The organism is Streptomyces gamaensis (genome assembly GCF_042656465.1).
Classification (GTDB): Bacteria; Actinomycetota; Actinomycetes; order Streptomycetales; family Streptomycetaceae; genus Streptomyces; species Streptomyces gamaensis.
Genome location: NZ_JBHSPB010000026.1, coordinates 76,142 through 94,011 on the forward strand (window position 1 = coordinate 76,142; position 17,870 = coordinate 94,011).

The following is a 17,870-nucleotide window of genomic DNA, read 5'->3' on the forward strand; positions in this document are numbered from 1 at the left end:
CCATGGACGAGGAAGTCATCCCGATTCTGCACGTGACCGATGCCGCAGCAGCCGTCCTCTGGTACGAGCGCCTGGGCTTCGTCAAGCAGTGGGAACACCGCTTCGAGGACGGGCTGCCGGCCTTCGTCGAGATCGCGCGCGGCCGGGTCCGGCTGTTCTTGTCGGAGCACACCGGGGACGCCCGGCCGGACACCCTGGTCTACCTCCGCGTGACCGACGTCGAGGAGATCGCCTCCGAGTTCGGGGAACTGATCCAAAGTGCCCCCTGGGCACGCGAGATCGATCTGCGGGACCCCGATGGCAATCGCCTCCGCATCGGCACACCGACCGGGTAACAACGGGAAGGGGCCTGCGGGTTCGCGGGCCGCCGACCCCCGGTCACCGGCCCAACAGACCGACCGGGTCCGCCGGATCAGCGGGGAGGCGGAACCCGGCCCCCTGCCCGCATGCGGGGGATCTCCGTCTGTGCCCAGTACGAGACACGGCCGAGCCAGGCAGCGGCCGCTTCGATGTCTCCGTCGGCCGTGGGGCGTTCCGTCTGGCAGTCGAAACCCTGGAGCCCGGTGATGTCCTCGACGATGTCCGCGATGCGGTACGCCTCGGTGACGATGTGCCGTGCCGCCTCGCCCCAGTGGCGGTACGCGAACTCGATGTCGGCCGACGTCCCGTCATGGTCAAACGCTCACGCGGCGCACGATCTCTTCCCACGCGGCACGCTGAGCAGATGTCAGCTCCATGGGCTCCGGTTCGGCGTCCGGATCGTAGTCCTGGTTCCGGTGGTCGAGCGTCTCGACGAGGGTGCGGCCCGGGAGGCGTCGGATGAAGGTGATGTCGTAGGGCACCGGCGCAGCGTACCGACGTCCGGTTCGCGAACTCGAACCGCACCCAGGTGGTGCGATCCGGACAAGTTGCGTGCGGGGTCGACGCGGCGGTGGGGTGCGGCAGCCCGGGAACGGGCGCGGCCAGGGGGACTTGGGGCGGGCTGAAATCAGTGGGCCTTCACGTGTCGTTAACACAGCGTGCCCTGGTCGTACTTGACCGTAGTCGACCGACGACGATTGACTTCTGCTCGATTACGTCCAGCAGCGTCGCCCTCCGACCCACCCGACGCGCGAGCGCACCCCTGCCCCCGTGACCTCGGAGACCCCGTGACTCCTGAAGTGACCCCCGATGTGGCCCCTAAAGCGACCCCTGGCATAGCCCCTGATGTGGCCCCCGAACCGCTCTCCCCGCTCGACCTCGCCTTCTGGAACATCGAGTCCGCCGGCCACCCCCTGCACATGGGCGGGCTGTTCATCCTCGACGCCCACGCCCCGGACGCCGCCCAGCGTGCCGCCGGGCTGCTCGCCGCCCGTGCCGCCCGCATACCGGGCCTGAACACCCGTATCCGCCCCGTCCTGCTCCCCGTCGGCGCCGCCGCCCGCCAACCGGCGCCCGGCTACGACCCGTTGGAGCATGTGCACCTCGCCGCGCCCGTGCGGGACTTCCACGCTGCTGCCGGGGCCCTGATGCAGCAGCCCCTGGAGCGGGGGCGGCCGCCGTGGGCCGCGCATGTGCTGCCCGGTGCGGACGGCGCGTCCTTCGCCGTCCTGTTCACGTTCCATCACGCCCACGCGGACGGCATGCGCGCGGCGTCGTACGTCCTGTCGCTCCTGGACCCCGCCGACGGCGGCGGGGCTCCCGCCCCGGCCGGGGTGTCACGGCCGCGGAAGAGCGGGGCCGGGCTGCGCCTGCCCGATCCGCGCACGCTGCCCGGTCTGCTGCCCGGTCTGCTGCGCGGTGCCGTCAGCGACGCCGGACGGGCCCTGTCCATCGGTTCGGCCATGGCCCGCGCCGCGTGGGACGTGCACTCCTCGCCCGCCCTCGCCTCGCGCGCCACCGGCGCCCGCCGGGCCGACGGCGCGATCGTCGACCTGCGCGATGTGCACCGCGTCCGCGAGGCCACGGGCGGCACCGCCAACGACGTTCTCCTGGCCGTGGTCGCGGGCGGCCTGCGGCGCTGGCTCGACAAGCGCGGTGACGGCAGTGACGGCGTACGCCCCCGTGCCCTCGTCCCCGTGTCGCTGCGTGACCCGGGCGACCCGGGCGCCTCGGGGAACCGGCTCTCCGGCTACCTGGCCCGGCTCCCCGTCGACGAGGCCGAACCCCTCGCCCGCGTGCGCGCGGTACGCGAGGTCATGGAGCGCAACAAGCAGGCGGGGCCCGCCAGCGGACCGGGTGCCGTCGCGCTGCTCGCCGACCTCGTTCCGTCGCTCGGCCACCGCTTCGGCGGCGGTCTGATCGCCCGCTCGGGCCGTCTCTTCTACGATCTGCTCGTCTCCAGCGTCCCGTTGCGCGGCGCGCAGGGCCTCACGCTCGCGGACAGCCCCGTCCGCGAGGCGTACCCGCTCGCCCCGCTCGCGCCCGGGCAGTCCCTCGCCGTGGGGATCACCACGTACGAGGACCGCGTCTGCTTCGGCCTGCTCGCCGACGCGGTCGCCGTGCCCGACCTGGACCTGCTCGCCCGGTCGATCACGGAGGAGGCCGCCGAACTGGTCGCCGTCTGCGGCGCCTGAGCGGTTCCCTCTCCCCCGGACGCATGTCGATGTCGGGGGCGCGGCGCACCGTGCGCGCCGCGCCCCCGACCATCGCCCGTGAACGCGGGGTTACTTGCTGGTGATGATCTCGACCAGCGTGTGCGGGCGGCCCGCGGGGTCGGTGTTCTCGCCGACGCCCTTCCAGGAGTTCTTCGGGATGTCGAAGGACTTCTGCTCGCCGTCCACCGTCATGTTGACCTTGGCGTTGTAGTCGTTGCTCTGCACACCGCCGACGGAGGGCACCTCCAGCGAGAGGTAGCCGTTGTCGCCGGTGACCTTGAAGCAGAAGTCCGGCCGGTCACGGGCGATGAACTTCAGGAGGTTCGGCTCGCTGCCGCACTCGGCGAGGAGGATCTTGCCGTTGCCGCGCTTCAGCTTGAGGTTCTTCTCCTTGAGGATCTTGTCCGCGCCCGGGTACGAGAAGTCCTCGACGGCGGACGGGGGTTGCTCGTCCGAGACCTGGGCCGCGCGGGGTGCGTCGGGCTGGTTCGCCGCGTTGGCCGCTCCCGCGATCAGGAAGGCGCTGCCGACGAGGGCGCTGCCGGCCAGACCGACGGCCAGGAGGCGTGAGGGTATCCGCATCGATGACTCGCGTTTCAGTTGGTGAAGGCCATGAAGGGGCAAACCGCTCCCCCGGGAATGACTATCACTCGGTGTCAGGTCTTCTCAATACTTGACGTGTCGTTGACGCGGTCCGGCTGCCCTCGCACCGCCGACCGGCGCTCGGGCATCACGATGAATGCCGTCAAGTTTCCTTTGTATCAGGCGAGTTGATACTGCCGCGCGTCCGCCTTCCTCCGGCCGGCAGTGTTTAAGTCCTGCCTTAAATACCGCATTACACATGCTTTACATGTGTGATCATGCTTCCTTGGCGCGTGGCCACGCCCCTCAACCTCAGCAAGAGAGCACGATTGGGGAAGCACCTGACATGACACCGTCAAGAATGCCGCGTCAACTGCGGCATACACGCGGTAGATTCACTGCCCTGGCCGCGCTGACCACAGCGGCCGTCATCCTCGGTACGACCGTGGCCCAGGCACTCCCGGCGCAGGCCGGGGAAGCCCCGCTTCCGGACAACGCCCGAGCCCAGGCCGTGGAGGCCTGGAAGACCGGCGGCGTCGCGGCCAAGCGCGAGGCGGTCAAGGCCCTGACCGGGTCGGCCGCCGACATGAGCAAGTTCCTCGGCGGGGAGCTGTACCGGGCCCAGGTCGAGGACGCCCGGTACGCCATCCTCAAGACAATGTCGGGCGCCGGAAACGGCGTTGCCGCAGCAGCCGACAAGGCGCTGTCCGGTTCCGGCGAGGACGTCCTCGCATTCGTCAAGGACGGATACGAGAAACCGCTGCAGGACGACCGGCGCTTCGCGGTCCTGCGTGCGATGAACGCGGGCGGCAAGGCCGTCAACCGCGAGGGCCAGCGCGCCCTCGACGACGGAACGCCCGCGGCTTTGGACAAGTTCCTCCAGGAAGGCCTGGACAAGGCCACCAATGAGGACAACCGGTTCGAGGTCCTGAGCGTCGTCAACTCCGGTGGCCCCGCCGTGAAGCAGGCCGCCGAACGCGCCCTGAACGGGGATGACGGCGACCGGGCCGAGTTCCTGGAGCGCGGCCTGGATCTCGCCCGGGCGCGTGACCAGGAGACGATGACGGTCACGCAGTTGGCCCAGGCCGCCACCGAGGCCGGCAAGAAGGCCAAGGCGGAGACCGACGCCGCACTGGAGGCCTCCGCCGTCGCCGACAAGGCCGCGGCGAAGGCGAAGGAAGCCGCCGAGGAAGCGGCGCGGCAGACCGCCCTGGCCAAGTCCGACGCGGACAAGGCCGGCCGCTACGCCACGGATGCCGCCCAGGCCGCCGAAGGTGCCGCGGCGGCCGCCCGTACCGCCATCCGCGCCTCCAACAACGCGGTGTCGGCGGCCAATACGGCGGCCCGTGCCGCGTCCAACGCCGCCGCCGCGGCTGCCGCGGCCGGCCAGGCCGCGTCCCGCGCGTACCAGGCCGCGAACGCCGCCATGCAGGACGCCGGTCAGGCCGCGTCGGCACGCAAGGCGGCCGAGGCGGCCCGGGACGCGGCGGCGGGTGCCCGTACGGCCGCTGCCGCCGCCGACCAGGCCGCGAACGCGTCCGCCGCTGCGGGCCAGTCCGGTGCCGCGGCCGCCAACGCCGCCCGTAACGCCGCAGCCGCCGCCGAGGCGGCCGCGGAGTCGAGCGCTCAGGCCGGCATAGCCCAGGCCGAGGCGGCCCGCGCCAAGCGGGCGGCGGCCACGGCCCGTTACGAGGCCGACCGCGCGACCCGCGCGGCCAACTCCGCGGTGTCCCTGGCCAACCAGGCGGCGGAGGCCGCCCGTAAGACCCGCACGGCGGCCAACAGCGCGGCCACGCACGCGGACGCGGCCGCCAAGGCCGCCGACAAGGCCGCCGACGAGGCGGGCAAGGCCCAGGACGCCGCCAACAAGGCCAAGGCGCACGCCGCTGCCGCCGCCGACGCCGCCAAGGCGGCCGACGACGCGACCACGCAGGCGCAGACCGTCTTCAAGGTCGCCCGCGAGGCCGAGGAGCAGAAGCTTCAGGCGGATCTCGCCGCCGGCCTGGAGGACGCGCGGAACCGCAAGTCCTTCGAGGACGAGATGCAGTCCGTCGTCGTCAAGCAGCAGACCCAGGACGCCCAGACCGACGAGGCGACCAAGCAGCTGATCTCCGAGGCCGGCGCGAAGCTGGGCAAGGACGACCAGGGCGCGGCGAAGACCGCCCGCCAGGCGGCCGCCAACCTGCTGTCGAGCAGCGGTACGTGGACCCGGGCGGCTGCCGGGGACGCCCTGTCGGGCTCCGACGAGGACGTGCTGTCCTGGGTGAAGCAGGACCGGAGCAGGGCCGAGGACCTGGACGACCGTGACACGGCCGTCTTCTTCAGCCGGATCGGCTCCCCCAAGACCGCGGCGGCCGCCCAGGACGCCCTCGCCAAGAGCCCCGCCGACGTGCGGGAGTTCCTGACCAAGGGTGCCTTCGACGGTCAGCGCGAGGAGTACCGCTACCAGATCCTGCGGATCATCAACGACGGGGGCAAGGCCGTCAAGGACGCCGGTTCCAAGGCGCTCGACGACGGTTCCACCGAGGCACTGCGCTCGTTCCTGACCACGGGCTACGCCAAGGCGCGGGCCGAGGACGACCGCTTCCAGGCGCTGCGGCAGCTGGAGCAGGGCGGTCCGGCCATGAAGGCCGCCGCGCAGGTGGCGCTCGAGGGTACGGACGCGATGCGGCGTGCCTTCGTCGAGCGCGCCCAGTTCCGTGCCGCGCAGGCGGACCAGGACACCGCGGCCCACATCGCGGCGGTCCAGGCCCAGCTCAGCATCGCGGCCAAGGCCACGTCCGAGGCGTACGCGAACGCGGAGACCGCCGCCGAGGCCGCGGCCCACGCCCAGGGCAGGGCCGACGAGGCCAAGGCCAGTGCCGACCGGGCCAAGGCCAAGGCGAAGGAGGCCCAGGGCTACGCCGCCCAGGCGCGGAACTACGCCGACCAGGCCGACGCGTCGGCCGCCAGCGCGGCCGCCTCCGCCCAGAAGGCCAAGGAGGCCGCCGCCAAGGCGCGTGTCGCCAGCCGCCAGGCCAACTACTCGGCCACCCAGGCCGCTTCCTCCGCGCAGCAGGCGTCGGCCTCGGCGGCCAGCGCCCAGGCCTCGGCGAGCCGGGCCCAGCAGGCCGCGACCCAGGCCGGGCAGGACGCGGCGGCCGCCCGCCAGGCGGCGAGCCAGGCGAAGCAGATCGCGCAGGACAAGTACGAGGCCGAGCAGCGGGCGGCGGCGGAAGCCGCGCGCAAGCAGGCCGAGGAGGACGCGAAGAACAACCAGCGTCCGGAGAACGACTCCAAGAACGACGATGCCCGGCTGCCGGGCGGCGGTTCGGGCAGTGGTTCCGGCGGCGACTCCACCGCGGACAAGGTCGACAAGGTTGCCGGGGTGCTGGGTGACATCAGCACCTACACCGGTTACATCGCGGCAGGTGCGGCGCTCGTCGGCGCCGAGCCCGTCGCGGCGGTCTTCGGCGGTGTCTCCCTGTTCACCGGAACCGCGAGCGCGGTGCTGACCTTCGCCGTCCACGGCTGGAGCCCCGAGTTCGTCAGCTCCGCCATCGGCGTCGGTCTGAGCGTGGCCGGGATCCGGATGAACCGGGTCATCGACAGCGCTGCCCCGCTAGTAAAGTCGGTGGGCACGCGAGCGGCGAAGGCCGTGGGCGAAGCCGCCTCGTCGGTCTACTCGACAGTGTCGGGCTGGTTCGACTAGTCACCCTTCTCGTCACCCTTCTGTGAGCAGTTGAGCTGTGGTGCCCGCGCACGCGGGCACCACAGCGGTCAAGGAGAGCACGTTGCACCCTCCGGTCATCTCCACGGACACCTGGTGGATCCTCGCTGCCGTGTCGACGGCGCTGTACCTGGCCGTGTGCATACCCGTGATGCCGACGCAGAAGTACAGGATCCGCGCGGCGTGCCTCCCCCTGATCGGGCTGCTGTATCTGTCGGTGGCCGCCGCTCTGCGGGGGCACGACCTCGACAAGACGCTGTCCCTGCATGCCACGGTGATGCTCGCCTTCGTCTTCGGCCTCCTCGGTCGCGCCAAGGAGGTCAAGGAAGCGGCCGAGGCGCAGGAGAAGGCGATCGGCGGGCAGACCGCTCCGGCACCCCGCAGACTGACCGTCCAGCTCTCCGCCTCGGCCCTCGCGGGGCTCCTGCTGTGGCTGTGGCTCCGCTGGGGCTGACCCCGCCACCCAGCCGCTCCAACACCCCCTCCACACGCCCCCCGTCGCCCACCTGGCCCTGATTTCCTACCGTATGGAGCAATAGACCCACTGTGCGGATGCCCCTCCTGAAATGCCGGGTGAATCTCGGAGGCAAGGAGGTACATCCATGAAGTCCATACGTACCGCTCTCTGCGGCACCCTGACGGCCGTTGCCGTCTGCGCGGCTCCCGCCGCCTACGCCCTCAGCAGCTCCCCGGCCGGTCCGGCCGGCAGCCGTGTGGTCGCCAAGACCGACCACGACCACCGGGACGGCCATGGCCACGGTCGCTGGGACCACGGCCGGGAGGACTGCGACGACGACCACGGTGGCCGCTGGGACCACGGCCGTGACCACGACGGCGGCCGCGACCACGACGGCGGCTGGGACCACGACGGCGGCTGGGACCACGACGGCGGCCGCGACCACGACGGCGGCTGGGACCACGACGGTGGCTGGGACCACGGCCGTGACCACGACGGCGGCCGCGACCACCACGACGGGCGTCACGACGGTGGCCGTGACCACCACGACGGCGGGCGCGAGCACCACGAGGGCCGTGAGCACCACGACGGCCACGACGGCGGGCGCGAGCACCACGACGGTCGTCACGACGGGCACCGGCCGCACGGTCACGCCCACGCGGGTGGCGGTGCCACCGCGAACGTGGCCGCCGCCTCGGACGCCTCGGCGTTCGACGCCTCCGCGATCGCCCTCGCCGGGGTCGCCACCGCGGGTCTCGCCGGCGGGATGATCTGGTACCGCCGTCGCACCAGCCCGGCCAAGCGGTGACGGGAAGCGGACGGTGACATGTCAGATGTGCGCACAGGAGGCGTCCGCCGCCTCCTGCTGACAGGGGCGGCCTGGGCAGCACTGCTGCTGGCCCTGTGGCTGTGGGGCCGCGACGCCGTCGACGAGCCGGAGACCACGGCTCCGAAGGTGAACGTCGTCGCTCCCAGAAGCCAGGGCCGCCCTCCTGCGCCCGGCCTGCCCCCGGCACACGAACCGTTGCCGGGGGTGGGCCCCCAGAGTCTGGTCGTCAAGGCCATGAACATCAAGGCGCCGATCGAGGGGCACGGGCTCGACCCGCTGGGTACGGTCGAACTGCCCCCCTATGAGCGGCCGAACGCGGTGTCCTGGTATCAGGAAGGGCCGCAGCCGGGCAGTCCCGGGGCCGCCGTGCTCGTCGGTCACGTGGACACCAAGACCGCGCCGGCCGTCTTCTACGAACTCAGCAATATGAAGCGCGGTCAGGCGATCGGCGTGACCCGGTCCGACGGCTCGACAGCCGAGTTCACGGTCGAGGACGTCTCCGTCGTCCCCAACGACCGTTTCGACGACGCGAAGGTCTACGGGCCGCGCGACCCGGACCGCGCCGAGCTGCGGCTGATCACCTGCGGCGGCGACTACAACCGCGCCAAGCACGAGTACACGGCCAATGTGGTCGTCTCCGCCTACCTGACCGGGTTCGGCCCGCCGCCGCCCCCCGCGGTGAAGCCGGCCGCCCCGCCGGCCGCCCAGCCGCCGGCCTCGACTCCCGCCGCTCCGCGGCCTGTTGCCCCTCCCCCGCCGGCGCCGCGTCCCGGTACGGCACCGGTCGTGCCGCCCGCGCCGCCGCTGCCGCCTCCGGCCGCGGACGCCGGTTCCGACGGGGACGACAACGCGTCCTGACCGCGCGGACAGCGACACGCCGCGCTCCGGCGGGCCCTGGTGTCACGAGGCCCTCCGCCGGACGACGGCCACGGGCATCGGACGCAGCGTCAGGTGGGTGCCGGGCCGCCCGGGCCGTCGTCCGGTGACGACCGGGCGCAGTGCGGCCGGAGCGGCGGGCCGCCAGTTCCGGCCGTGCCGCTTCGCCGCGTACATCGCCTCGTCGGCGCCGCGCAGCAGCTCGGGCAGCTCCGCCCCGGGCCGCTGCGCGGCGCGGCATATGCCGATGGAGGCGCGGGGGCGCAGGGTGAGTCGGCCGGTGCCGGCGGTGACCGGCAGCGGTGTGGACAGCCGGGTGGTGAGTCCGCGGGTCAGCGCGTCGTCCAGGTCGGTGTCGGGGGCGAGGCGGACGACGGCCGTGAACTCGTCGCCGCCGAGCCGGGCCGCGAACCCGCCGTGCTCCCGGGACCAGAGCGACAGCCGGCGGCCCACCGCCGCGAGGACCTGGTCGCCGGCGGCGTGGCCGTGGGTGTCGTTGATCTGCTTGAAGCCGTTGAGGTCGAGCAACAGCACGGCGGCACAGGGGTGTTTGACGGCGCGGCGGGCCCGCGCGGTGAACTCTTCGCGGCACATCAGCCCCGTCAGCGGATCGGTGCGGGCGGTTCGCAGCCGGCGGAGGAGGACGAGGACGTGGGCCGCCCAGCCGAGGGTCGGTGCGGCTATCGGCAGTGCCTGGAGGAGCAGGTTCATCGGTCGCCTTCCTGTGGGTGGTCGGCGCGGGGGCCGACGGGTGGTCCACGGACGTACCGGGCCGGTCATGCTGGAGATCCCCCGTTTCCGTCGCCCCGCAGCGGCGGCCGCGCCGGAGCGCGGCCGTTCGTGAGCCGTGTCACGTCGGGGCGGGCAGTGGGCCGTTCCTCTGGCGGGCGGGGGCGCGGCGGTGCAGTCTGTGGGGATCGGAGATGTCCCGGTGGCCGCCCGCGCGGTGGCCGCGGCCCGGGGAGGGGTGGCCGGCATGAGCGGTGCGGACGGCACCGGCGGGACGCGGGCGCGCCCCTCGCGCGTCGCGCTCACGCCGCGCGCGGCCGGGCTGCTGCGTGAACTGCGGGGGAAGCACGGCCCGTTGATGTTCCATCAGTCGGGTGGCTGCTGCGACGGAAGCTCGCCCATGTGCTACCAGGACGGTGAGTTCCGTACGGGCGCCGCCGACGTGCTGCTCGCGGAGCTGGCCGTGGAGGGCGTGGCCGAGCCGGTGGGCTTTTGGATGTCGGCGGACCAGTACGAGCGCTGGCGGCACACGCATCTGACGGTGGACGTGGTGCCCGGGCGCGGCAGCGGTTTCTCGCTGGAGGCGCCGGAGGGGGTGCGTTTTCTGATCCGCTCGCGGCTGCTCACGGACGAGGAGGCGGCGGCCGGGGAGCCGGGGACGCGCGCTCCCGGGCCGCCGTGACGGGGCTGCGGCAGCCGTGACGAGGAGCCCGCTCGCCGGTTACGAGGCGGCGTCGACGAGCGAGAGCGTGCCCATGCGCTCCGGCGGGCCCGGCCGGGCGTAGTACCAGCCCTGGGCGGTGTCGCAGCCCAGCATGCGCAGGTGCTCGGCCTGGGTTCCGGTCTCCACGCCCTCGACGGTGACGGAGAGGTCGAGAGTGTGCGCGAGGGAGACGATCCCCTCGACGATCTTGACGTCGACGGGGTCGGCGGGCGCGCGCTGCATGCCGCGGGTGAAGGAGCGGTCGAGCTTGAGGGTGCTGACGGGCAGCCGGCGCAGATAGGAGAGGTTGGAGTAGCCGGTGCCGAAGTCGTCGAGTGCGATGTCCACGCCCATGTCGGCGAGTTGCCGCAAGGGGCGCAGTTCCTCCTCGTCGGCGCCGATGAGCGCGTTCTCGGTGACCTCCAGGCACAGCGCGGAGGGGGGCAGGCCGGCGTTCTCCAGCACCAGGACGGTGTCGGCGACGAGGGAGGGCCAACGCAGCTGGGTGGGCGAGAGGTTGACGTTGACGCGCAACGGGCCCCGGCACGGTCCTTCGCCGTACTGTGCCTCGCTGTGCCAGGCGCGGGCCTGGCGGGCCGCTTCCTGGAGCACCCAGCGGCCCAGCGGCACGATGAGTCCGGTGTTCTCCGCGAGGGGGATGAACTGGTCGGGTCCGAGCACGCCGTGCACCGGGTGCAGCCAGCGCACGAGGGCCTCCGCGCCGCGCACGGTGCCGTCGGTGAGCCGTACCAGCGGCTGGTACTCGATGAAGAACTCGCCGTTGTCGAGCGCGGCGGGCAGCCGGTTGGTGAGGCTGTGCCGGGCGATGGCGCGGGCGTCGGAGTCGGCGTCGGCGAGTTCGTAGCGGTTGCCGCCGGCGGCCTTGGCCCGGTACATGGTGATGTCGGCGCTGCGCAGCACCTCGGCGGCGCCGCTCTCGCCGGCCGCGCCCTCGACGATGCCGATGCTGGCCCGTACGGACAGGTCGCGCCCGTCGAGGCGGACGGGTTCGGCCAGCGCGGTGAGCATCCGGCGGGCGAGCGCGGTCGCGTCGCGCAGCGCGTGCTCGCCGGTGAGCAGGGCCACGAACTCGTCGCCGCCCAGGCGGGCGACGAGTTCGGCGGGGGCGGTGGCGCACGAGCGCAGCCGTTCGCCGACGGCGACGAGCAGGCGGTCGCCCACCGCGTGGCCGAGGCTGTCGTTGACGGCCTTGAAGCCGTCGAGGTCGAGGTAGCACAGGCCGAAGCGGACGTCGCCGGTGGCGGCGTCGAGGGCGCGGTCGAGGCGCTCGAAGAACAGGGTGCGGTTGGGCAGGCCGGTGAGGGCGTCGTGGGTGGCCTCGTAGCGCAGCCGCTCGTGCAGCAGGCGGCGTTCGGTGATGTCCTCCATGAGCGCGAGCTGGTACTGGGGCCGGCCCTGGGCGTCGCGCAGCAGGGCCACGGACAGGTCGGTCCACAGCACGCTGCCGTCGCCCCGGTAGTACGGCTTCTCGACCCGGTAGTAGTCGCGGTCGCCGCGGACCAGTTCCCGGTACAGGCCCCACACCTCGGGGGAGTCCTCGGGGTGCACGAGCTCGCCGACGTTGCGGCCCTTCACCTCGTGGGGGCCGGTGCCGAACATCCGGGACAGGGCCTCGTTGACGTCCATGATGCGGCCTTCGACGTCGGCGATGCCCACGCCGATGGCCGCCCCCTCGAACACCGCCCGGAACCGGGCCTCGCTGGTGTGCAGGGCCCGTTCGGTCTCGGCCTGCGCGGCCAGCGCGGCGCGGGAGAGGGCCTCCTGTTCGGCGAGGGTGCGCTCGCGCAGGGCGCAGGCGAAGCCGGCGGCGAGGGCGTGCTGGAGCCGGGAGCAGCGGGTACGTGCCTCCTCGGCGTCCAGCCCGTGGCCGGGCGGGCAGTGCGCGAGCAGGGAGGAGTCGACGACGCCGAGGACGGCGGTCAGGGCGCCGGGGTCGGCGCAGTGCGCGCGGGCGAGCTCGGCGCCGACCTCGCGGGCGGCCCCGGCGTCGAAGGGGTCGGCGGTCAGGGCGTCGCGGAGCCGGGCGGCGAGCGGGACGAGGCTGTCCTCGAACTCGGCGCGGGTCATGGCCGTCCGGCTCACCGGGTACACGGCCCGGCCCCACTCCTCGGCGAACCGCCGCACCCGCGGGTCGGTCGCGCCGTCGGCCCGGTTCCGGCACGCGCCGGCGGCGGGCGCGGGGGCCTCCCCCCGCGGTGCGGCCGGCTCGGCCGGCTCCCTTGCCGGCGGCGGCTCGTGCGCCTCGGGGGCGTCCTGGCCGCGCGCCGGCGGGGCTCCCGTGGGGCGTTCCCGGGGGCCGTCCTGCGGTCCGTGTCCGTCGCGTCGGTCGTGGCCGTCCCGTACGCAGAACCCGGCGGTCCTGCCCCTGGTCACGGCCGGCGCCGGTGCGCCACTCGCGATTCCCACCCCGGCTCCGCTTCCGCTTCCGTTGGTCGTGCTGTTCACAGGTGTGCCGATCCGCTCGCCCGGGCCCGTGTTCCCCGAGGTGGGCTCTGTGGAGTCCGGCCCGGCCGTCCTGCCGGTCGTCGGTCCGGGGGTTCCGCCTCCGGTTCCGCTCCGGGTCACGGCCGGTGCCCCGCTCCGGCGCGTCCGGCATACGTCGCGGGGCCGACGCCGAGCGGGGCCCGGGACGGGCGCTCCGTACGCTCCATCAGTTCGCCTCTCCAGCTCCTCGCGAGGGCATGTGAGCCGAGGCTACTGATCGTCCGTTCGATTGGAAGCCGGATGCGGACACCAGTCGTCCGGATGGGCCGCCGGGGCGCGGCCGCCTCCTGCGGGTGTGCTGTCCGACGCGCCGTCAAACCACCGGCGTACGTGAGATGCATCTCCCTCGGTTTCTCTCATCGCCGTCCCGTCGCTACTGTCGCGCCGGTGTCCCCCGGGCCCGGCGCGTCACCGATCCTGCCAGCTGATGGCCGGGAGAGGGCCGGGACGAGAGTGTCAATCGTGGACGGGTGGGAAACAGGCGGGAAAAGGGCCCCGGCGGCCGCCGGGGCCCGCGCCCGGATCCCGGGGCCGCGGGGTCAGGGCCGTGGCTCGCGCCACATGGGCCACAACGACGGTCCGCCGTCGGGCAGTTCGACGGGCGCGCCGGTGTCGGTGAAGCCGAGGCGTGCGTACAGGGCCCTGCTGCGCGCGCTGCTCGCCTCCAGATAGGCGGGCACGCCCTCGGCGTCGCAGCGGTCGAGCGTGGCGGTGAGCAGGGCCCGGCCGCGGCCGGCGCTCTGCCGGGCGGGGGCGGCCGCTATGGCGGGCAGGTAGTAGTGGGAGCGGTCCGTGGGGTGGATGCGGCCCATCAACTCCACGACGGTCCGGGCGCGTTCGTTGCCGGCGTCGGCGCGGGCCAGGCGCTCCCCCATGTCGTCGCCGGACGCGTGGTCGCCCTCGGGGGCGTCCACGGTGACGGGCAGCCACACCGCCACGGCCGACAGGTCGTCGGTCACGTCGACCCAGCCGTGGCGCAGTCCGGCGTCGAGGAAGACCCCGAAGAAGTCCGGCTGGACGGCGCGGCGGCGGTCGGCGTCGGGGAAGACCCAGGCGCTGACCGGGTCCTCGAAGAACGCCTCGCCGATGAGCCGGCCGATGGCGTCCCGCTCCTCCTGCCGGGCCCGGCGGATCCCCGGCACGGCGGCGGCTGCCTGATGCACAGTCATATCCCCTCTCGCATGTGCGCGAACACCGGCGGCGCGGGCCGTCCCGGTGGGTCGGGGCGGGTGCTCGCGCTCCGTCGGCGCCGATGGTACGGACCGCGCCGCCGGTGCCCGGGGGCGGTACAGACCGCGCTACGAGCGCACGCCCACCGCCGCGAGGGCCTCCCGCTGGGCGGGGGTGGGCCGCAGCGGGAAGTAGAGGTAACACACGCCGCCCGTACCGCTCTTGACCTGGCCCTGGGCGTTGTAGCGCCTGGTGCGCAGCCAGATGTTCTCGAACTGCCCGCGCCGGTAGATCCGGCGGACGGCCGGGTCCGAGGGGCTGTTGGGGTCGTTGGCGATCACATCGCCGGCCGCGGTGAAGCCGACGACGCACATCAGGTGCCCGGCGGTGCCGTAGCCGGCGCCGTCGAGTTCGCTCGCGAGGAAGGACTGCGAGGTGATGACGGGGATGTTGGCCCGCACGAGGCGTTCGGCGTCGGTGAGCGAGCGGAGCCGGGTGACGACGGCCTGCAGGTCGCGGTAGGTGGCGGCGTAGGCGGCGTTGAAGGGCCAGTTGCCGCAGCCGCCGTACTGGTGGTCGTAGGTGAAGCGGGCGGCGTGGCAGACCTGGGGGTCGGCGTAGTGCGGGTCGACCCAGGAGAGGTCCCGGCGGCTGGGGCGGCGTCCCCAGTACTCGATGGCCATCTGGGAGGAGGTGGGACTGCACCAGGCCTCGCCGCCGTTGTTGTACTGGGGGTACTGCCCCTTGTGGATCTCCTGGGAGTAGCGGGGCACGGGCAGTTCGCGCCCGGTCGCGGGGCCCGGCTTCGAGGGCGGCACCGTGAACCGGTCGGGGAGGTCGGAGGCCATGGCGGAGAGCCGCCACACGGTGGGGGTGAGGTCGGTGCCGGGTCTGCGGTGGAGGGTCAGGCGCAGGGTGCAGGAGGCGAGGCGGAGCCCGGTGTCGGGGTGGTCGACGGCGAGGGTGTCGGTGGAGACGCTGCTCCTGCCGTCGCCCTGGCCGTCGACGGAGGTGCGCCGGATGTCGCCGTCGGCGTCGGAGGAGGTCCAGCGGCCCAGTACGTACCAGGGGGTGGCACTGCCGTCGGTGTACCTGCCGCGGACCTCGGTCTGGATCCAGGTGCCGGCGGGGGTGCGGGCGTTCCAGGAGGCGACGAGTTCGCTCGCGGGGGTCGGCAGTCTGCGCTCGGGGGCGGTCCAGGTGGCGTACTCCCAGGTCGTGGTGGTGTGCGTGTGCGGGTCCGGGTAGTCGAGGGTGCCGGCCGGGCGGGCGATGACGAGACCGGGGCGGGGGCCGCCCGCGGCGCGGGTGCCGTGGGCGGTGCCGTGCCGCCAGTCGGCGAGGGTGAACCAGTCGTGGTGGTCGACGCGTCCGGCGGGGCCGCCGGTCCCGCCGCCGCCCTCGGGACCGGGGCGGGGGCCGGTTCCGGGGCCGCCGCCGAAGCCGCCGGCGGCCGGGGCGGCGAAGGCGAGCGGGGTGGCGGCCGCGAGGGATCCGGCCGCGGCGGCGCCGAGGGCCACGGCGAGGACGGTGCGGCGCGGGGTGGGTCGGTCGGTCATGTTCTCCCCCAGTCGTCTGCGGGTGGGGTCGGGCACGGGGGCCGTGCGCGTATGCGGCCACGGACACCGGCCGGACCACTATCGCGGTTCCCGGTGGCGGCGGCCAGTGACCGCGCGGGGGCCGTCCGCCGGCGGCGTCGTCCGTGCGCGCCGCGCCGTAGGGTGACCGGGTGAACGACGCCTTCCGCTCCCCGACCGGCCCCCGTGACGCGGTCGCCGCGCTCGCGCTCCGGCTGCGCGCGCTGCCGCCGTCGCTCGGGCCGGTGCGGCTCGTGGCCGTGGACGGGCACGCCGGTTCGGGCAAGACCACCTTCAGCGCGCGCCTCGCGGCGGCGCTCGGCGGCGCGCCCGTACTGCACCTCGACGATCTCGCCACGCACGAGGAGCTGTTCGCGTGGCCGGAGCGGCTGCGCGCGCAGGTCCTCGAACCGCTCGCGCGCGGGGAGAGCGCGCGGTACCGCGTGTACGACTGGGTGGCGCGGTGCTTCGCCGAGGAGCGGGTGCTGCCCGCGGCGCCCGTCGTCCTCGTGGAGGGGGTCGGTGCGGGCCGCCGGGCCCTACGGCCCCGGCTCGCGTGTCTGCTGTGGATGGAGTTGCCGTATGAGCACTCCTGGGAAAGGGGTCAACTCCGTGACGGTGCAGGGCTGTCGGAATTCTGGAACGGCTGGAAGCTTGCGGAGCGCGAGCACTTCGCGGCGGACCCGACCCGCCCGTACGCCGAATTCCTGATTCTGCAGAGAGAGGAGGGGTACGAGGTGCTGCCGGGGCCCGGGAAGCGCCCCTGAACCACCCCCGGCCTCACGCTGAGTGACGAACGGCCGTCAACTCACCCGCCACCGTCGGCCGATCCCCGCCGACTCCGCCAACTCGGCTTGACCGAGGGGCCGTACAGGACTTACGTTCTCATTGAGCGGCCGAGGAAGGCTGCTTGCGGACGCGAAGCCCCCGGTTGTTCCCCCGTGATCGGGGGCTTCGTACCCCCTCCGGAACCCCTTTTCGGGCGCTTTGCGCAGCGCCTGCCCTCACCCTGGGTGACCATTTTCCGGACCTCTTCCGGCCCGTACCGGGAATGTTTTTCCGCCGCGAACAGCCCTGCGGCACCCTTCGGCCGACGCCAAGCGCGCAGGTACGATGCGAGGCGGTGCACCTGCCGGCGGGTGCGCCGGCAACCACTGGTCAACTCCCGTCCACAGCACAGCGGTTCGAAGAGGGGTGCCAGGCACTCGCCCGGCAGCACGCTACGGGGGCACGGTTCGTGGGGGACGAGATGGAACTCGGCACGCAGGGCCCGCCCGCCCCGGCCGACCTCGCCTGGCTGCGCGCCATCGACGCCTACACCATGGGCGCCTACGCCCAGGCCGAGGAGGAGTTCCGCACCGCGGTCCGCGCCGACCCCGGGATGGCCGACGCCTGGCTCGGGCTGCACGCGCTGCGCGCCGACACCACCACCGCGCTGCTGCGCATGTACCGCCACCGGGACCGCTTCGGCGAGCAGCGCGCCCGCCACAGGCGCACCCTCAACTCCTGGTACTGGCTGGGCTGGTGGGTGCAGCCGGTGCTGGAGACCGGCCGCGATCTGCTGCTCGCCCACGCCTCGCACTGGCTCGACGGCCGCCACGTCCCCGAGCTGGACCGGGCGCTGGCCGTCTGCCCGCCCCCCGGGGCCGATCCGCAGGCCCGCTTCCTGCACGCCTGCCGCGCCTATCTGGTCAAGGACTGGGAGCAGCTCGTGCGCCACACCGAGCCGCTGCTCGACGACCCGGTGCTCGGCATCGAGGCGGGCCTGTTCGGCGGCATGGCCCGGGTCCGGCTGGAGATGTACGGGCAGGCCGAACCGCTGCTCGCCGCCGCGCTGATGCGCTGCCGCAGTGAGCAGCCGCAGCGCAAGGAGCTGCGCTACTGGCTGGCCCGGGCGCACGAGGGGACGGGCCGCAGCGCCGCGGCGCTCCCCCTGTACCGGGCCGTGCACCGGGTCGACGCCACGTTCATGGACACCTCCGCGCGGCTCACCGCGATCGCCGACGGGGACGGCCTGGACGACGTGGGCGGCCTCGGCGCGACGGACCCCCACGGCGCCGGCCCGGCCGGTGCGACGGGCCCCGCCGGGCAGCCGGTGGCCGCCGCCCCGGCCGCCTCCGCCCCGGTCCCTCCGGCGGATCCCGCGGACCCGCCGGA

At 73.7% G+C, this 17,870-nt stretch carries 14 protein-coding genes and 1 pseudogene; 9 read left to right on the plus strand and 6 right to left on the minus strand.

Annotated features, from left to right (window positions below):
- Positions 1-2: 2 nt before the first annotated feature.
- Complete coding sequence (locus ACFP1Z_RS29685; RefSeq protein ID WP_390320795.1) at positions 3-335, plus strand: glyoxalase superfamily protein; 333 nt, start codon at positions 3-5, stop codon at positions 333-335.
- A 339-nt stretch (positions 336-674) separates the two neighbouring features.
- On the opposite strand, the gene ACFP1Z_RS29690 is transcribed toward ACFP1Z_RS29685, so the two are convergent.
- Positions 675-842 carry a hypothetical protein gene (locus ACFP1Z_RS29690; protein ID WP_390320796.1) on the minus strand — a complete coding sequence of 56 codons (168 nt, stop codon included), beginning with the start codon at positions 840-842 and terminating at the stop codon, positions 675-677.
- A gap of 366 nt (positions 843-1,208) precedes the next feature.
- On the opposite strand from ACFP1Z_RS29690, the gene ACFP1Z_RS29695 reads away from it, so the two are divergent.
- A complete protein-coding gene (locus ACFP1Z_RS29695; RefSeq protein ID WP_390320797.1) occupies positions 1,209-2,555 on the plus strand; it encodes a wax ester/triacylglycerol synthase family O-acyltransferase in 1,347 nt (448 codons plus the stop codon).
- Positions 2,556-2,645: 90 nt separating this feature from the next.
- Here the strand turns inward: ACFP1Z_RS29695 and ACFP1Z_RS29700 are convergent, their stop codons facing one another.
- Positions 2,646-3,158: a hypothetical protein gene (locus tag ACFP1Z_RS29700; RefSeq protein ID WP_390320798.1), complete on the minus strand. Its 513-nt coding sequence runs from the start codon at positions 3,156-3,158 to the stop codon at positions 2,646-2,648.
- Positions 3,159-3,504: 346 nt separating this feature from the next.
- On the opposite strand from ACFP1Z_RS29700, the gene ACFP1Z_RS29705 reads away from it, so the two are divergent.
- The 4 genes from ACFP1Z_RS29705 (at position 3,505) to ACFP1Z_RS29720 (ending at position 9,011) form a co-directional block, all read left to right on the plus strand.
- On the plus strand, positions 3,505-6,849 hold the full coding sequence (locus ACFP1Z_RS29705) for an ALF repeat-containing protein (RefSeq protein ID WP_390320799.1): 3,345 nt from the start codon (positions 3,505-3,507) through the stop codon (positions 6,847-6,849).
- A gap of 82 nt (positions 6,850-6,931) precedes the next feature.
- On the plus strand, positions 6,932-7,321 hold the full coding sequence (locus tag ACFP1Z_RS29710) for a hypothetical protein (RefSeq protein ID WP_390320800.1): 390 nt from the start codon (positions 6,932-6,934) through the stop codon (positions 7,319-7,321).
- A 148-nt stretch (positions 7,322-7,469) separates the two neighbouring features.
- Positions 7,470-8,132: a hypothetical protein gene (locus tag ACFP1Z_RS29715; RefSeq protein WP_390320801.1), complete on the plus strand. Its 663-nt coding sequence runs from the start codon at positions 7,470-7,472 to the stop codon at positions 8,130-8,132.
- Between the two features lie 18 nt (positions 8,133-8,150).
- A complete protein-coding gene (locus tag ACFP1Z_RS29720; RefSeq protein WP_390320802.1) occupies positions 8,151-9,011 on the plus strand; it encodes a class F sortase in 861 nt (286 codons plus the stop codon).
- A gap of 42 nt (positions 9,012-9,053) precedes the next feature.
- Here ACFP1Z_RS29720 and ACFP1Z_RS29725 read toward each other — a convergent pair whose 3' ends face one another.
- A complete protein-coding gene (locus ACFP1Z_RS29725; RefSeq protein ID WP_390320803.1) occupies positions 9,054-9,740 on the minus strand; it encodes a GGDEF domain-containing protein in 687 nt (228 codons plus the stop codon).
- 265 nt (positions 9,741-10,005) lie between these two features.
- Here ACFP1Z_RS29725 and ACFP1Z_RS29730 point away from each other — a divergent pair, with 265 nt between their 5' ends.
- Positions 10,006-10,440 (plus strand): DUF779 domain-containing protein, encoded by a 435-nt coding sequence (locus tag ACFP1Z_RS29730; RefSeq protein WP_390320804.1) that lies wholly within the window; start codon positions 10,006-10,008, stop codon positions 10,438-10,440.
- A 39-nt stretch (positions 10,441-10,479) separates the two neighbouring features.
- Here the strand turns inward: ACFP1Z_RS29730 and ACFP1Z_RS29735 are convergent, their stop codons facing one another.
- The 3 genes from ACFP1Z_RS29735 to ACFP1Z_RS29745 all read right to left on the minus strand — a co-directional run bounded on the left by ACFP1Z_RS29735 (position 10,480) and on the right by ACFP1Z_RS29745 (position 15,695).
- Positions 10,480-12,606, minus strand: a complete 2,127-nt coding sequence (locus tag ACFP1Z_RS29735) for a putative bifunctional diguanylate cyclase/phosphodiesterase (RefSeq protein ID WP_390320811.1) — start codon at positions 12,604-12,606, stop codon at positions 10,480-10,482.
- An 899-nt stretch (positions 12,607-13,505) separates the two neighbouring features.
- Positions 13,506-14,135, minus strand: a complete 630-nt coding sequence (locus ACFP1Z_RS29740) for a GNAT family N-acetyltransferase (protein ID WP_390320805.1) — start codon at positions 14,133-14,135, stop codon at positions 13,506-13,508.
- Between the two features lie 129 nt (positions 14,136-14,264).
- The gene (locus ACFP1Z_RS29745; protein ID WP_390320806.1) at positions 14,265-15,695 is read right to left on the minus strand and encodes a peptidase C39 family protein; all 1,431 of its coding nucleotides are present in this window, start codon (positions 15,693-15,695) and stop codon (positions 14,265-14,267) included.
- 170 nt (positions 15,696-15,865) lie between these two features.
- On the opposite strand from ACFP1Z_RS29745, the gene ACFP1Z_RS29750 reads away from it, so the two are divergent.
- Together ACFP1Z_RS29750 and ACFP1Z_RS29755 are read left to right on the plus strand one after the other, a co-directional pair.
- A complete protein-coding gene (locus ACFP1Z_RS29750; RefSeq protein ID WP_390320807.1) occupies positions 15,866-16,480 on the plus strand; it encodes a uridine kinase family protein in 615 nt (204 codons plus the stop codon).
- Positions 16,481-16,962: 482 nt separating this feature from the next.
- Positions 16,963-17,870: pseudogene (locus tag ACFP1Z_RS29755) on the plus strand (AAA family ATPase); the annotation flags it as partial.

Excerpts from the sequence above, each read along its gene's own strand:
- ACFP1Z_RS29685 (WP_390320795.1), top strand. The coding sequence starts at position 3 with ATGGACGAGGAAGTCATCCCGATTCTGCACGTGACCGATGCCGCAGCA.
- ACFP1Z_RS29700 (WP_390320798.1), bottom strand. The coding sequence starts at position 3,158 with ATGCGGATACCCTCACGCCTCCTGGCCGTCGGTCTGGCCGGCAGCGCC.
- ACFP1Z_RS29705 (WP_390320799.1), top strand. The coding sequence starts at position 3,505 with ATGACACCGTCAAGAATGCCGCGTCAACTGCGGCATACACGCGGTAGA.
- ACFP1Z_RS29715 (WP_390320801.1), top strand. The coding sequence starts at position 7,470 with ATGAAGTCCATACGTACCGCTCTCTGCGGCACCCTGACGGCCGTTGCC.
- ACFP1Z_RS29720 (WP_390320802.1), top strand. The coding sequence starts at position 8,151 with ATGTCAGATGTGCGCACAGGAGGCGTCCGCCGCCTCCTGCTGACAGGG.
- ACFP1Z_RS29725 (WP_390320803.1), bottom strand. The coding sequence starts at position 9,740 with ATGAACCTGCTCCTCCAGGCACTGCCGATAGCCGCACCGACCCTCGGC.
- ACFP1Z_RS29730 (WP_390320804.1), top strand. The coding sequence starts at position 10,006 with ATGAGCGGTGCGGACGGCACCGGCGGGACGCGGGCGCGCCCCTCGCGC.
- ACFP1Z_RS29740 (WP_390320805.1), bottom strand. The coding sequence starts at position 14,135 with ATGACTGTGCATCAGGCAGCCGCCGCCGTGCCGGGGATCCGCCGGGCC.
- ACFP1Z_RS29745 (WP_390320806.1), bottom strand. The coding sequence starts at position 15,695 with ATGACCGACCGACCCACCCCGCGCCGCACCGTCCTCGCCGTGGCCCTC.